This is a genomic window from Streptomyces sp. NBC_00873, from assembly GCF_045207415.1.
In the GTDB taxonomy this organism is placed as follows: domain Bacteria; phylum Actinomycetota; class Actinomycetes; order Streptomycetales; family Streptomycetaceae; genus Streptomyces.
On sequence record NZ_CP108803.1, the window covers coordinates 7,894,777 to 7,909,748 of the forward strand.

The window sequence follows — 14,972 nt, forward strand, 5'->3', positions numbered from 1 at the left end:
GGACTGTTGCCACCCGATTCCGTACCGCCCGGGTGACAGGGTCAAGTCATGGCCGAGGCGCTGTGGCCGGCGGAGGCAGCACTCTCCGGCGAGAGCTCCACATCGCGCCTTGAGCACAACTCCCGTCTCCCACTATGCCGAGGAAAACCATGTCCTTTCACGTCGATTCCGAGACCGGCCGACTCAAGCAGGTCATCCTGCACCGGCCCGACCTGGAGCTGAAGCGCCTGACCCCGACGAACAAGGACGCGTTGCTCTTCGACGACGTTCTCTGGGTCAAACGAGCCCGGGAGGAGCATGACGCCTTCGCCGACACCCTGCGCGACCGCGGAGTCCGTGTTCACCTCTTCTCCGACCTGCTCACCGAGACCCTGGCCCGACCGGCCGCCCGCACCCTCGTCCAGGACCGCGTCTTCGACGAGCGGGAGTTCGGCCCGCTCGCGACCGACCGGATGCGCGCGTTCTTCGACTCCCTGGAGCCGGCTGAACTGTCCATGTGCCTCATCGGTGGTGTCACGAAGAGGGAGTTGCTGGGGCGTATGGGACCATTGCCGAGTGTCCGGCTGCATGCCATGGCACCCGACGATTTCGTTCTGGCCCCGCTGCCCAACCATCTGTTCACTCGGGACACCTCGTGTTGGATGTACGACGGCGTGAGTGTCAACCCGATGAAGAAGCGGGCGCGGCGCCGCGAGACCGTCCACTTCGAGGCGATCTACCGGCACCACCCCCTCTTTGAGAAGGGGGAGTTCGAGCGGTGGACGGACGGGGAGGCGGCCTATCCGTCCACGATCGAGGGCGGCGACGTCCTGGTCATCGGCAACGGTGCGGTGCTCATCGGCATGGGCGAGCGCACCACCCCGCAGGCCGTGGAGAGCCTGGCCCTGCGCATGTTCGCCGCGGGCTCCGCACGGCGCGTGGTGGCGCTCGACCTGCCCAAGAGCCGTAGCTTCATGCACCTGGACACGGTGATGACCATGCTCAGCGGCGACACCTTCACCCGTTACGCAGGGCTGGGCATGCTGCCGTCCTCCACGATCGAACCCGGCCCCGGCGGCCAGGGACTGAAGATCACCGATCACGAGCCCGAGGACATGGACCAGGCCATCGCCGACGCCCTCGGCCTCGATGCCATCCAGGTGCTCACCCCCAGCCAGGACGTCCGCTCCGCAGAACGGGAACAGTGGGACGACGGCTGCAACGTACTGGCCGTGGAGCCCGGTGTCGTCATGGCGTACGAGCGCAACGTCACCACCAACACACATCTGCGCAAGAGCGGCATCGAGGTCATCACCATCCGGGGCAGCGAACTCGGAAGGGGCCGCGGCGGCCCGCGGTGCATGAGCTGCCCGATCGAACGCGAAGCAGCCTGACGCACAGTCACCTCTCTTCCGTATCACCACCCTTACTCGTCAAAGAATCAAGGAGCCGAGCCGCCATGGCCGTCGATCTGCGTCACCGTTCCCTCCTCAAGGAACTCGACCTCACCCCGGACGAGTTCCGCCACCTTCTCGAGCTGTCCGCGCACCTGAAGGGTGCCCGTCACGCGGGCACCGAAGAAGCCCGCCTGCGCGGCAAGAACATCGCAGTGATCTTCGAGAAAACTTCCACGCGCACGCGCTGTGCGTTCGAAGTGGCCGCGCACCAGGAGGGCGCCCATGTGACCTATCTGGGGCCCTCCAGCTCGCAGCTCGGCCACAAGGAGTCCATCAAGGACACAGCCAGGGTCCTGGGACGCTACTACGACGGCATCGAGTACCGCGGCAGTGATCAGCGTCTGGTGGAGGAACTGGCCCAGTACGCCGGCGTCCCGGTGTGGAACGGGCTGACGGACCAGTGGCACCCCACACAGTCGCTCGCGGACGTGCTGACCATGTGGGAGCACACCGACAAGCCGCTGTCCCAGGTGTCGTTCGCCTATCTCGGCGATGCCCGGAACAATGTCGCCAACTCCCTCCTGATCAGCGCCGCGATGCTCGGCATGGACGTGCGCATGGTCGGCCCCCGTTCCCTGCAGAGCGCCCCCGAGCTGGTGGCCGAAGCCCGCGCGACGGCTGCCTCCACCGGGGCACGGATCACCGTGACCGAGGACATCGCCGAGGGCGTCGCGGACGTCGACTTCGTCTACACCGACGTATGGCTGTCCATGGGGGAGCCCCCGGAGATGTGGGACGAGCGGATCGCCCTGCTCAGGCCGTACCAGGTGACCATGGACGTGCTCAAGGCCACCGGAAACCCGGACGTGAAGTTCCTGCACTGTCTGCCGGCCTTCCACGACAGCGACACCACCGTCGGCGCGAAGATCGCCGCACGGACCGGCATGACCGCGATGGAAGTCACGGACGAGGTCTTCGAATCCGCCCACTCCATCGTCTTCGACCAGGCGGAGAACCGGCTGCACACCATCAAGGCCGTCCTGGTCGCCACCCTCGCCGACTGACACCCCTCCGTCCGCACCCCAGGAAAGGCACCCCATGCGTGTCGTCGTCGCACTGGGCGGCAACGCCCTGCTCCGCCGCCAGGACCGGCCGGACGCCGCCGTGCAACTGGCCAACATCCAGGCGGCGGTGGCCGCCCTGGCCCCTCTCGCACACCGCCACGAGCTGGTGATCACCCACGGCAACGGCCCACAGGTCGGGGTTCTCGCCCTGCAGAGCGCAGCCGACCCCGCCCTGACCCGCCCGTACCCCTTCGACGTCCTCGGGGCGGAGACCCAGGGCATGATCGGCTACTGGCTGCTGCAGTCCCTGCAGAACGCCCTGCCGGAGCGCCAGGTCTGCGCCCTGCTCAACCAGACCCTCGTCTCCGCAGCCGACCCCGCCTTTGCCGACCCCGAAAAGTTCGTCGGCCCCGTCTACGAACAGGCCGAGGCCGAACGGCTGGCCGCCGAACGAGGCTGGACGGTCCGACAGGACGGCACCCACTGGCGCCGGGTCGTGCCCTCACCCCGCCCGCAGCGCGTCGTGGAGACGCGCCTGATCCGCCTGCTGCTGAACTCCGGCGCCGTGGCCGTGTGCGCCGGAGGCGGTGGCGTACCCGTCATCCGGGACGAGCAGGGACAACTCACCGGCGTGGAGGCCGTGGTCGACAAGGACCTCACAGCCGCCCTGCTGGCCGAGGCCCTCGACGCAGACGCGCTCCTGCTGCTCACCGACGTGTCCCACGTCGAACTCGCCCACGGCACCCCCGAAGCGCAACCCATCGACCACACGACCCCGGCCCGGCTGCGGACGCACCACTTCCCCGCCGGCTCGATGGGCCCCAAGGTCGACGCCGTCTGCCGCTTCGTGGAACTGACCGGCGGCATGGCGGCCATCGGTGCCCTCGACGACGCGCAGGCCATCCTCGACGGCGCCACCGGCACCGTCGTCACACCCAGCGGCCGCCACAGTGACGACGGCTCCCACGCACCCCAGGACCCGAGATGACCACCGGCAGCGCCAACAGCGTTTCCCCTGCTCCGGAACCGGCGAGGCAGGACGCCGACCCGCAGGACACCGACCTGAAGGGTGCCCCGGCCGGCAGGCGCCGCTTCACCTTCCCCTCGGCTTTCACCGTGCTGATAGCGGTGACCGTCGCCGTGTGGGCCCTGACCTTCGTCATACCCGCCGGCCGCTACGACACCAAGGACGGCAGCCCGGTCCCCGGCACCTACCACTCCGTGGAGCTGACGACCGGCTTCTGGGACCGGCTGAAGGACCTGTTCCTGGCACCCGTCAACGGCCTGTACGGAGTCACCGACCCCGAAAGCGCACTCACCGCGCCCGGCGGCAGCGGCGACTTCGCCGGAGCGGCCGGGGTGTTCCTCTTCATCCTGGCGGTCGGCGCCTTCATCACCGTCATCATGCGCACGGGCGCTCTCACCCTCGGCGTGGCCCGTCTCGCCCACCGCCTGCGGGGCCACAGGACACTGCTTCTCGTGGTGCTCCTGACCGTCTTCTCCCTCGGCGGCACCACCTACGGCATGGCGGAGGAAACTCTCGGCTTCTACGGGCTGATGATCCCCCTCATGCTCACACTGGGATACGACCGCATGGTCGCCGCCACGGTCATCATGGTCGGTGCCGGCGTCGGCACGCTCGCGTCCACGGTCAACCCCTTCGCCACCGGCGTCGCCTCCGACAGCGCGGGCATCGGTACCGGCGACGGGATCGTCCTGCGGCTGGCGATGTGGGTCTGCCTGACCGCAGTGGCGGCAGCCTATGTGGTGCGCTACGCCCGGAGGATCCTCGCGGACCCCGCCCGGTCACTCGTTTCCGCCACGGAGGAGGACCGACTCCTCAAGAGCGACGTCCAGGAGGCGGCGCAGCTCACCGGCCGTCAGCGCACCGTGCTCTGGACCTTCGCGGGCACCTTCCTCTTCATGATATTCGCCGTGATTCCCTGGGCCGACCTGCACATCACCTTCCTGCCCACGCTGGGCTGGTACTTCCCCGAACTCGCAGCCCTGTTCATCGTCGCGGCGATCGCCGTCGGCCTGATCGGCGGGCTGGGGGAGAAGGGCACGGCGACCGCGATCACCAGCGGGGCCGGCGACTTCATCGGCGCGGCGTTGATCGTCATGCTCGCACGCGGAGTCACCGTCATCATGAACAACGCCGCCGTGACCGACACCATCCTCGACGGCCTGCACAGCGCCGTCTCCGGTACGTCCTCCGGCATCTTCGGCATCCTGATGTTCCTCATCAACATCCCCCTCGCCTTCTTCGTGCCCTCCTCGTCGGGGCACGCGGCCCTGGCCATGCCGATCCTTGCGCCGCTGGCCGACTTCGCGGGAGTCGGCCGGGCCCTTGTAGTCACCGCCTACCAGTCGGCTTCGGGCTGGGTGAACCTGATCACCCCGACCTCCGCCGTCGTCATGGGCGGCCTGGCGCTGGCCAAGGTCCGCTACGACCGGTACCTGCGGTTCATGGCTCCGCTGATGGGAGCACTCCTGGTGGTGATCGCCGGCTTCCTGGCACTGGGGGCGATGCTGGGCTGACGTGTGAGTGAGAACGGCTGTAGCCGTGGCTGGCGACCGAACCCTTCGGTCGCCAGCCACGGACGTGTGCCCCGGCACGTGCGGCTTCTCAGGCTGCCACTTCGATACGACGGTGCTCTGCCAAATTGCGGGGGCGGCATGGGACTTGGACGTTCGTCCTGTCCCGCCTACCGGGCTCCGTCATCCTCCCCTGCGCGTATCCGCCGCCGCGCCTCTCCATGGACCGACCCCATGCCGTTCCGCCCGCCGGCGGCGCCGCATGCGTGCCGTGCGGCGGCGGATGTGCATGCCGAGTGCGCGGACAGCACAGGCCTCGGTATCCGGACACGTATGCGCGTACCGGCCGATGCGCGCAACGCACAAGGCCCGGAAGCGTCGTGACGGTGCTTCCGGGCCGAAGAGCCGGCCTGCAGTCGGCCCGCCTCATGCCGAAGGCGGTGGGAGTACGGCTGCGGAGGGCGACGCTGCGGTGTGTCTGCTGTGTCGCGGCGGTTCTACCGGGCGGGAGTGATCAACCCGTAGTGGCCGTCGTACCTGTGGTAGAGCACGCGTCCCCGACCGGTGGCAGCGTCGGCGAAGAAGACGAACGGAAGTCCGGTGAGACGCATACGCCGGACGGCCTCGTCGACGCTGCACTCGGGCACCGGAGCCGAACTCACACTGAAAAGGGGTCCGGCTTCGTGTGCCGGGCTGCCCGCGCCGACCGAGGCCACGCGATGCCGGCCGATACCGCCGTAGCGGTAGACGACGCTGTCACGTCCCGACGTCATGTCGGTGAACAACCAGAAGTCGTAGCCCATGGACTCCAGGTCGATGAGGGCTTCCTCGGGCGTCTGCCGGCCCAGACTGAACGACTTGTGCCGCACGATGCGACGTTCCTCGGCCGGCGGCTGCTGCCGGTCGGGGGAGTGCCCGCGACGGCGGTTCTCCCGCGACGTCCCCTCGGCGGCCGGGCCGCCGCGGTGCTCCTGGCCGATGTGCCGCCGGGTACGGGCCAGTCGTGCGGCCAGCCGGTCTTGCAGGAGGTCGACCGCCTCGAACATCGTGTCCGCGGCAACGTGAGCGCGCACCGGGCGCCCGTTCACGTCCACCACCGCCTGAGCGGTGGCCGGACGGCTCGCCGACGGATTGGCCGCCTGGGTGAGCTGCGCCCGAACGGCCAGGACCGGCGAACTCACATGCGCGATCGCCGCAAGCATCTTCTCCTGGGCGTACTCGGAGGCGCCCTCGGGTACCGGACCACGGCTGTTCACCAGGACATCGACGATCGGACTGGACTTGAGACGGTTCATGGAAGACTCCTTCTTGGTCGTCCCCAGCCTTGCTTCGGCCCGCCGTCCGAGGTCAGTGCCGTCCGGCCCCGGCCCCGGGCCCACCTGTACCTGGCCACCTGGGTTTCGCGGGCTGTTCGGCCGCGCAGGAGGGACCTTCGGTCCACAACGCGGGCACATGCATGCCCCTTGGCGTGGGTCTCCACCGCTCTCACGGGCGACGGAACCCCAGGTCGCAAGGTGCCGGGCGATCATTGACCATGTGCTGGCCACTGCCTGGAGCCGACGGGGCCAGCTGCCGCCCACGCCCCACTGCAGCCGGATTCGCCGCGGGTACGTCGCGGTCGTCGAAGGCGTAGGTCAGCTCGGCGTCGGTGTCGCCTTGGCGAGCGGCGTCGCCCTGCGCGTCGCAGCAGCAGCGGGCACCGTGATGATGGCGCTCATGTGGGCTGCCGAGTGGCCTCTGGCCAGGCATCTGTCGGACGGCAGCCTCAGTATGTCGGCGAATCCTCTGGTGGACTATCACGTCCTGTACGCGGCCATCCTCGTCACGCTCGCCGCGATTGGCGCCGGCCGCACCTGGGGCCTGGGCACCATCTGGGAGCGCCTGCCCCTCGTCCGCCGTAACCGCTGGCTCCTGTGACGACATCCGGAGCATTCGGGGACGCCGCAGCCTGGGGGCCCCGGATCGACGGGGTCGATGAGGGCCGAACGGCCCGGTGCCGCATCCCTGTCGGCCCCTGCCCACCACGCGGGCGCTGAACCCAGGCTGTTCGGGACACACAGCCCAGCACTCATCGGAAGGACGAAGGACATGACCGTACGCATCGGCATCAACGGTTTCGGCCGCATCGGGCGCAACTATCTGCGCTGCGTCATGGAGCGCGTGGAAGAAGGCGACGGCATCCCGGTGGAGGTGGTGGCGGTCAATGACCTCGCCTCCCCGGAGACACTCGCACACCTCCTGAAGTACGACTCGACATACGGACGGCTGCACCGCACCGTCGAGCACGACTCCGACTCGATCGCGGTCGACGGACACCGCATCGCGGTCACCTCCGAACGCGACCCCGCCGCTCTGAAGTGGGACGCGCTGGGCGTCGACATGGTCATCGAGTCCACGGGACGCTTTCGCACCAGGGAGGCCGCCGGCCTGCACCTGAACGCCGGGGCACGCAAGGTGCTGCTGTCGGTGCCGGGCAAGGGAGTCGACGCCACCATCGTCATGGGCGTCAACGAGGACACGTACGCCCCTGAGTCCGACCACGTCGTCTCCAACGCCTCCTGCACCACCAACTGCGTGGCGCCGATGGTGAAGGTGCTCAGCGAGCGGTTCGGGATCGTCAAGGGCCTCATGACCACGATCCACGGCTACACCAACGACCAGGCCGTTCTCGACGGCCCCCACAAGGACCTGCGCCGGGCCCGCACGGCCGCAGTGAACATCATCCCGACCAGCACCGGCGCCGCCCGCGCCGTCGGTCTCGTACTCCCCGGCCTCGCGGGCACCTTGGACGGCATAGCGGTGCGTGTACCGGTCGAGGACGGCTCCCTGACCGATCTGAGCCTCGTGCTGGACCGCCCCGTCACAGCCGACGAGGTCAACACCGCGTTCAGGGAGGCCGCCCAGGGACCGCTCAAGGGCATTCTGCGCGTCAGTGACGCACCGATCGTCTCGCGCGACATCGTCGGCGATCCCGCTTCCTGCATCGTCGACGCCCCGCTGACGCAGGCTCATGGCGACCTCGTCAAGGTCTTTGGGTGGTACGACAACGAATGGGGCTACACCAATCGTCTCCTCGACCTCACAGAGTACGTCGCCGTCCGCCTCGGCGACCGGTGACGCGGACTCGCAGACGGTGAAAGGAAGGGGCGCGACGATGGGTAGGAAGGCACGGCTGTGGCGGTGGCGGCGCAATCCCCTGCGTCGGCGCTCGTACGTCGTGGAGGGCCGGATCATATCGCAGAAACGCCTGACCGGGCAGGAGTTGGAGCCCATCGGGTCCGGGGCCTTCCAGGACATCGCACGCGCTCGGGACTGCCGGCCGCTACACCCGTCGAGGGCGTGGCCTCCTGCGCCGCGGCGGTGGAACGGCTGCGTGACGCGGTCGGTATCGAGCTATCGTTCCGCACAATGGGCATCGACGAAGCGGCATTCATGGCTACCCCGCCTCAGCAGGCCCTCAACGCCTACGAGGACCAGTGCGCACAGGCCAACCCCCGTATGCCGATGATCCATGACATGGAGGACATCATGCGCGCGACATCTTACGCCGACCCGCGTCTCATGCCTTCCGCGTAGCCGCCGTTTTCACCCGTACGGAGCGATAAGCTGTTCGCGTCCAGTGGGTGAAAGCGGAGGGGAGGCGCGTGAGCGTCGAGGAGTCGTTGTCACGTATGCCTCAGATGCGGCTCGATGAGCTGCTCGAAGAGCTGCAGACGCGCATCAACGCGGCCCGCGGTACGCGCGACCGGGTGCACAGCCTCCTGGAAGTCGTGGTCTCGGTGGGCCGCGAGCTCGACCTTCCCCAGGTGCTGCGGCGCATCGCCGAGGCCGCCGCTCTGCTGGTCGACGCGCAGTACGCGGCGCTGGGCGTGATCGGGCCGGACGGACGGACGCTGTCGCAGTTCCTGACCGTCGGGCTGACCGAGGAGGAGATCGCCAGGATCGGGCCGCTGCCGGCCGGACACGGGCTGCTCGGCGAGCTGATCCGCAACCCCGAGCCTCTGCGCCTCACCGATCTCGGCTCCCATTCGGCGTCGTACGGCTTTCCCGCCCATCACCCGCAGATGCGTACGTTCCTCGGTGTGCCGATCCGGGTGCGCGACGAGGTGTTCGGCAACCTTTATCTGACCGACAAGCGGGGTGGCCGGGACTTCGACGCCGAGGACGAGGCGGTGATCTCCACGCTCTCCGTCGCCGCAGGTGTGGCCATCGACAACGCCCGGCTGTACGAGGCGTCGCAGCGCCAGCAGCGCTGGCTGCAGGCGAATGCGGAGATCACCAACGGACTGCTCTCCGGCAAGCCCCGGCTGGAGGTCCTGGAACTGATTGCGCGCCGCGCCCGGGAGATCACCGGCGCGCGAGTCGCGGATGTGTCCGTGCCCGTCGCCGGGACCGAGGACCTGGTCGTCGAGCTGGCCATCGGCGCGGACGACAGCATGCGCCGGGGCCTCGTGGTACCGGTCGAAGGCACCCTGTCGGGCGCCGCCTACCAGATCGGTACGCCGGTGACGACGGTGGGCCTGGCCGACGATGCCCGCTTCACCGCAGGCCCCACGCGCTTCGAGGGCCTGGGGCCGGCCGCGGCCGTACCCCTGGGCGCTGCGGCCAAGGACACCCGAGGCGTTCTGCTGCTGGCACGCGCCGAGGGCGAGCCGGTCTTCACCGAGGGGGAGCTGCAGCCGCTGCTTGCCTTCGCCGGACAGGCCGCGCTGGCTCTGGAACTGGCCGAGCGCCGGCGTGACGCCGAGCAGCTCGCGCTGCTGGAGGACCGGGACCGTATCGCCCGTGACCTGCACGACCTGGCCATCCAGCGGCTGTTCGCCACCGGCATGACCTTGCAGAGTGCCGCACGGCTCGTCGAGCACGTCGGCGCCGCGGAGCGTGTGCAGCGCGCGGTCGGGGACCTGGACGAAACCATCAAGATCATCCGTTCCACGATCTTCGGCCTGCGGGCCCGGGAGGACGAGACCGGGCCGAGTCTGCGTGCGCGCGTCGCCCGCGCCGTCGGCGAAGCCGGTGCGGCGCTGGGGTTCCCGCCGCGCCTGAGCATGGAGGGCCTGCTGGACACGGATGTCCCACCGGCGGTGGCCGACCACGTCATGGCAGCCCTCGGCGAAACGCTGAGCAACGCCGCCCGGCACGCGCATGCGACGCGGGTGGAGGTGTCCCTGCAGGCCACGGTGGACGAGGTCGTTCTCACCGTGTCGGACAACGGAAAGGGAATCCCGGCCGACGGCAGGCGCAGCGGACTGCGGAACCTTGGCGAACGCGCGAGCAGCGTGGGCGGCAGCCTGGACATCCGGACTCCGGCCGAGGGCGGCAGCCGGCTCATATGGCGGGCTCCACTCGCCGCCGTCCGCGAGGCGTGAAGGGACGGAGGTCCCGCGACGGGTCGGCGCACGGGGAAGTCGCCAACGTTCTCAGACCGTGAGCCTGGAACCCGTGACCAGGTCGGGCTGGATGCGCAGAGCTGCGTTCATGGCGGGATGCACTACCCACGGGCGGAGCCTTGCCGCGTAGCGGGCGAGGTCCCCGGGATCCGTGACCCGGTGGGCGTAGCCGGTGACGACGACGCTCCAGCCGAGATGGGTGTCGGGGTCGATGACGTCGGCCTCGTAGGCAACGACGACACCTGTCTCGTCGGTCGGTGCCACGATCGAAGTGAGCGCCGCCCCTTCGTGCAGCTGGACGATGATGTCCTTGCCGTCCAGGAGGTGGTTGACCGGGCGGACAGCGGGCAGAGCTCGTTCGGTGAAGACGATGCGTCCGAGTGACACGGTGCCGAGCAGCCGCAGCGCCTCGTCGCGGTCCAGTCGCGTCACACGCCGGGGCGCCACCGTGACGCGGCTTCTCCCTGTCCGCTGCGTGGCTTCGTCGTCCATCATGCCCACCCTTTGCTCCTGCTTCGTGCCTTGAAGCAGCTCGCTGCCGTGACAGCCAGCGTTTCCCAGGGGCCGCTGCGGCGACAGGGCCGAACGGACCTTTCCGGGGTCCGGTTGCCCGGACGCTCAATGTCGGCCCGCCGCTGGTGAGCGGTGGTCAGGCAAAGGAGCAGGGGAGGGTGCCATCCACGCCAAGCACGCGAAACACCGTCGTGCAAAGGCGCGGCACACCGCACATGTGAGGTCGCACGCCCGTCGCCGCGCAGTGTTGATGCACCCGTACGAACAGGTCGGCTCCGGAGCTGTCGCAGAAGGTGACGCCCGACAGATCGAGGCGCAGTTCGCGTACTGTGCCGACGGTCAAGTGAGCCAGATCCTGCTCGATTCGTCCGGCGGTGGCTATGTCGGGCTCGCCGGACAGGCGACGGCCAGGGTGCTGTCGTTCAGTGCTGTCGTGGTCAGGGTGATCGAAGTCATGAGTTGGGGGGCCTCTCCGTCAGGGCGTCGTCAGGGGGCGCCGGTTTCGCCGGCTCGGCCGACGCCCGAAAGTCCATCAGGTGACCGGCCGGAGCCGGCAGGTCCTCAGGCCCCTCACGCAGGGCCGTTGGTCCCTCCTGGTCCGCGACGGCGAGGTCATGGGGAGCGGCTCCCTGCGGAGCGAGCCTCCTGGCACGATGGGGCGATGGTGCCGTAGCCGGAGACGATCCTGATGTGTTGGGCACCGAATGGGGTGACGGAGCGGTAGGCATAGGCAGCGCAGGGGAGCTTCTGCCGGGCAGGGCGGATCAGGGCCGTTCGGCCCTGGTCGTTCGAACCGTACGAGGACACTATGCAGAGGGTCCGCCCCGGCGGACGTACCCAGCCGATACGGAGTGTGTGATGACGGACAGCAGTGGCGGCCCCATTGAGAAGGACCCGGTCAGGGTGTTCCTCCTGGACGACCACGAGGTGGTGCGCCGCGGTGTGTACGACCTGCTGGACGCCGAGCCCGACCTGATCGTGGTCGGCGAAGCGGCCACCGCCGAACAGGCGCTGGTGCGGGTGCCCGCGCTGCGCCCGCAGGTCGCCGTACTGGACGTGCGTCTCCCGGACGGGGACGGTGTGAGCGTATGCCGCGAGCTGCGGTCCCGGATGCCCGATCTAGCCTGCCTGATGCTCACCTCGTTCGACGACGAGGAGGCGCTGCTGGACGCCATCATGGCCGGGGCGTCCGGCTATGTCCTCAAGCAGATCACCGGCACCGACCTCGTCCACGCTGTACGGACCGTGGCCTCCGGCCAGTCCATGCTGGGTCCTGGCGCCACAGCCCGTGTGATGGCACGTCTGCGAGGCGACACCCCGCAGAACGAGCAACAGCGAGGGCTGCCCGCGCTGACCGACCGTGAGCGGGAGATCCTGGCGCTCGTGGGCGAAGGGCTGACCAACCGGGAGATCGGCAAGCGGCTCTACCTGGCGGAGAAGACGGTCAAGAACAACATTTCCCGGCTGCTCGCCAAGCTGGGTGTGGAGCGTCGGGTGCAGGCAGCCGTCATAGCCACCCAGGCCCTGGCTGCGGGCACGGGCCAGGCAAGCCCAGTCTCCCCGACGCATGCGGCCCGCTCATGGAACTGAGGTGCCGCGCACCGGAAGTGACGTGCCCGGACCGCGTCCCGCGGAAGAAGCTGACACCCCGGTTCCTCTCGGAATCGGGGTGTCAGCCGTCGGACGAGGGGGCCGGCCAGCATGGACCAGGCTGGGGATGCATCGCAGGACCTGATCCCGGGAGCCTCCATCCTGGCGCGGATCGGTTCTCAGGCGTGCGGCACCACTGCGACGGGGCAGTCGGCATGGTGCAGAGCGGCATGGGCTACCGATCCGATGCGGTTACCGACGGGGGAGCGGCGTACCCGGCGGCCCAGCACGAGCAACTGGGCCCCGGAGGCGGCCGACAGCAACACCTGTCCAGCGCTTCCGATTTCCACGTGCGGGATCACCGGCACGGCGGGGAACTTCTCCTGCCAGGGAGCGAGCGCCTGCTCCAGCGTCTTCCTCTCGAACGGTTCCAGCCCTCCCGCCTCGTCGGCGAGGCGCATCGAACCCGGGCTGTAGGCAAAGATGGGCGGCAGGCTCCAGGCCCGCACCGCGCGCACGGTCGCGCCCCGTGCGGCAGCCGCCTCGAAGGCGAACTCCAGCACGGCGTCACTGTCCTCGGCCTCACCCTGCTGGCCCACGACGACCTCGTCGCCTTCCGGCTCATGCGCCTGCCCATTGGGGGCCCGGACCGACACCACCGGGCGCGTCGCGCTCGCGATCACCTGCTGACCGTATGAGCCGAGCAGGAATCCGGCGATGGCTCCGTGCCCGCGTGATCCGAGGACCAGCATGCCGGCCTGGTCGGCCTCGGTGAGCAGGGTGGGAACTGCCGTATTCGGCACCACTTCGGCTGTGACCGACAGGTCCGGATACCGGTCGGCCACGCGTGTCTCGGCCTCTCGCAGCACGGCGTTGGCGGAGTGGGCCTGCACTTCCCTGTCCTGGACGATCGGTACGTCCAGGGGCTGCCAGAGCCAGGCGTACACAACGCGCAGGGGCAGGCCGCGGAGCGCGGCTTCACGGGCTGCCCAGTCGGCCGCGGCCAGGCTTTCCGGGGAACCGTCCACTCCTACAGTGACAGGGCGGGTCATGTGATGGCCTCCGTACGGGTCGGGCGGGCACGGCCGGTTCGGCCGCCCCTCTGTCCTTCGATCCTCATGGAGCCGGGAGCCGTTCGACGAGGGCCGGTAGGCCCGACACGCGGGCCCGTTCGGCCGGGATGTCCCCACCTTGCCCCAGGTGCGGCGGACCGGGCCGTTCAGCCAGGCACCGGCCTCGTCCTCGAAACAGATCCACCCTCCGGAGGCTGTGTGCCCTGGGGATGGCCGCCGGCCGCGGCCGGCAGATGCACACCTGCGCGCACCGAACCGACCGGGGACGACGCGTCGTCCCGGTCGGGGCAGACGGGCATGCCCCAGTCAAAGCCATCCGCAACGCTGCGCCTGCAGAGCCATCTGGAACCGGCTCGTGGCACCCAGCCGGGCCATCAGGATCTGCACCCGGCGGAACAGTGTGCGGCGGCTGATTCCGATCTCCCGGGCGATGACCTCGTCGCTCGCACCGCCGGCAAGGAGCCACAGCAGGCGGCGGTCGGCGGGCAGCAGGCCGCCCGGCCGGACGGTGCGGCCGTGGAAGGGCAGTGCGTTCTGCCATGCCTGCTCGAACAGTGCCACGAGCGCGGAGAGCAGCCCGCACGGCTGCACGACCAGCATGGTGTTGTGCACGTCGGCTTCCTTGATCGACAACGACACGAGCGCGTACGCCTCGTCGATGATCACGAGCTTGACCGGCACCGACGGCAGCACCCTGGCCTGTTCACCGGCCTCGATGCACGGTTCGATGACCGCCTCCAGCTGGCCCGGATGCTCCAGTGACTCCCGCGAGTACACGACACGCTGCGTCACACCGCGGGCGAGGGTGGCCAGCGCATCGTCGGTGGCGCCGGAGAGGGGGAAGTACGGCGGTGAGTCGAACTGCCGGATCTGTTCGCGGGCACTGGCCCAGGCATGGCGCATCCTGGGACCGATGGCCTCCCCGGTGACGACTTCGACGAGATCGTCGTTGTACGCGGCGAGCCGCTGCCGCCGGAACGACTCGAACGCGCCCCCGACGGTGATGCGCGACTCGTCGAGCTCGGCCGCCCGGTGCCGGCCGAGGATCTCCAGCCCTGCGGCGGGCGGAACCGGGGCCACCACATCCTGGCCCTCCACGGCGGCACTGGCCAAGCCTGCGTCGACCAGTTCGCCGTACGCCGCGGCGAGTTCCGCGCCGTCCAGAGCGGCCGCGGCCCCGATCGCGCTCAGCGGAGCGGGCGCCAGATCCAGCAGGGCCAGATAGACCCGGCCTGCCTCGTGATCGATCCCCAGAAGCCGAAGAGCTTCGCTGAGTTTTGCGTTAGCCATGTGCCTCATTATCGACGGCTCCCGTTCGGGCCGGGCGGGGGGTTCGGATGTCCGGTGGCCGATCTGTGCCAGTGGCAGTCTTCGGCACCCGGTGAGCGCGATGCGGGGTACCGTCCGGGAGCCGCCGACAATCGGTGG

At 69.3% G+C, this 14,972-nt stretch carries 12 protein-coding genes and 2 pseudogenes; 9 read left to right on the forward strand and 5 right to left on the reverse strand.

Translation table 11 applies throughout. The features are described from left to right. Positions 1-149: 149 nt before the first annotated feature. The 4 genes from OH809_RS36430 (at position 150) to OH809_RS36445 (ending at position 4,981) form a co-directional block, all read left to right on the forward strand. Positions 150-1,373, forward strand: a complete 1,224-nt coding sequence (locus tag OH809_RS36430) for an arginine deiminase (protein WP_406417109.1) — start codon at positions 150-152, stop codon at positions 1,371-1,373. A 65-nt stretch (positions 1,374-1,438) separates the two neighbouring features. Next, positions 1,439-2,440, forward strand: a complete 1,002-nt coding sequence (argF, locus tag OH809_RS36435) for an ornithine carbamoyltransferase (RefSeq protein ID WP_406417107.1) — start codon at positions 1,439-1,441, stop codon at positions 2,438-2,440. Positions 2,441-2,474: 34 nt separating this feature from the next. Next, positions 2,475-3,428 carry a carbamate kinase gene (gene arcC / locus OH809_RS36440; RefSeq protein ID WP_406516081.1) on the forward strand — a complete coding sequence of 318 codons (954 nt, stop codon included), beginning with the start codon at positions 2,475-2,477 and terminating at the stop codon, positions 3,426-3,428. Then, complete coding sequence (locus tag OH809_RS36445) at positions 3,425-4,981, forward strand: YfcC family protein (protein ID WP_406417103.1); 1,557 nt, start codon at positions 3,425-3,427, stop codon at positions 4,979-4,981. The genes arcC and OH809_RS36445 overlap by 4 nt, the downstream gene beginning before the upstream one ends. 494 nt (positions 4,982-5,475) lie before the next feature. Here OH809_RS36445 and OH809_RS36450 read toward each other — a convergent pair whose 3' ends face one another. Then, positions 5,476-6,273, reverse strand: a complete 798-nt coding sequence (locus OH809_RS36450; protein ID WP_406516082.1) for an HPF/RaiA family ribosome-associated protein — start codon at positions 6,271-6,273, stop codon at positions 5,476-5,478. Positions 6,274-6,607: 334 nt separating this feature from the next. Here OH809_RS36450 and OH809_RS36455 point away from each other — a divergent pair. From OH809_RS36455 to OH809_RS36470, 4 genes and pseudogenes are all read left to right on the forward strand, one after another. Then, positions 6,608-6,895: pseudogene (locus OH809_RS36455) on the forward strand (hypothetical protein); the annotation flags it as partial. Positions 6,896-7,066: 171 nt separating this feature from the next. Further along, the gene (gap, locus tag OH809_RS36460) at positions 7,067-8,095 is read left to right on the forward strand and encodes a type I glyceraldehyde-3-phosphate dehydrogenase (RefSeq protein ID WP_406516083.1); all 1,029 of its coding nucleotides are present in this window, start codon (positions 7,067-7,069) and stop codon (positions 8,093-8,095) included. A gap of 169 nt (positions 8,096-8,264) precedes the next feature. After that, positions 8,265-8,554: pseudogene (locus tag OH809_RS36465) on the forward strand (bifunctional acetaldehyde-CoA/alcohol dehydrogenase); the annotation flags it as partial. Positions 8,555-8,649: 95 nt separating this feature from the next. After that, complete coding sequence (locus tag OH809_RS36470; RefSeq protein ID WP_406516084.1) at positions 8,650-10,347, forward strand: GAF domain-containing protein; 1,698 nt, start codon at positions 8,650-8,652, stop codon at positions 10,345-10,347. A 51-nt stretch (positions 10,348-10,398) separates the two neighbouring features. On the opposite strand, the gene OH809_RS36475 is transcribed toward OH809_RS36470, so the two are convergent. Further along, positions 10,399-10,860, reverse strand: coding sequence for a pyridoxamine 5'-phosphate oxidase family protein (locus OH809_RS36475; protein ID WP_406424778.1), 462 nt, complete (start codon positions 10,858-10,860; stop codon positions 10,399-10,401). Between the two features lie 157 nt (positions 10,861-11,017). Further along, positions 11,018-11,281: an STAS domain-containing protein gene (locus tag OH809_RS36480; protein WP_406516309.1), complete on the reverse strand. Its 264-nt coding sequence runs from the start codon at positions 11,279-11,281 to the stop codon at positions 11,018-11,020. Positions 11,282-11,739: 458 nt separating this feature from the next. Here OH809_RS36480 and OH809_RS36485 point away from each other — a divergent pair, with 458 nt between their 5' ends. Next, on the forward strand, positions 11,740-12,471 hold the full coding sequence (locus tag OH809_RS36485; protein ID WP_406417096.1) for a response regulator: 732 nt from the start codon (positions 11,740-11,742) through the stop codon (positions 12,469-12,471). 179 nt (positions 12,472-12,650) lie between these two features. Here OH809_RS36485 and OH809_RS36490 read toward each other — a convergent pair whose 3' ends face one another. Further along, on the reverse strand, positions 12,651-13,523 hold the full coding sequence (locus tag OH809_RS36490) for a universal stress protein (protein ID WP_406516085.1): 873 nt from the start codon (positions 13,521-13,523) through the stop codon (positions 12,651-12,653). A 327-nt stretch (positions 13,524-13,850) separates the two neighbouring features. Next, positions 13,851-14,834 (reverse strand): LuxR family transcriptional regulator, encoded by a 984-nt coding sequence (locus OH809_RS36495; RefSeq protein WP_393304225.1) that lies wholly within the window; start codon positions 14,832-14,834, stop codon positions 13,851-13,853. Positions 14,835-14,972: the final 138 nt, after the last annotated feature.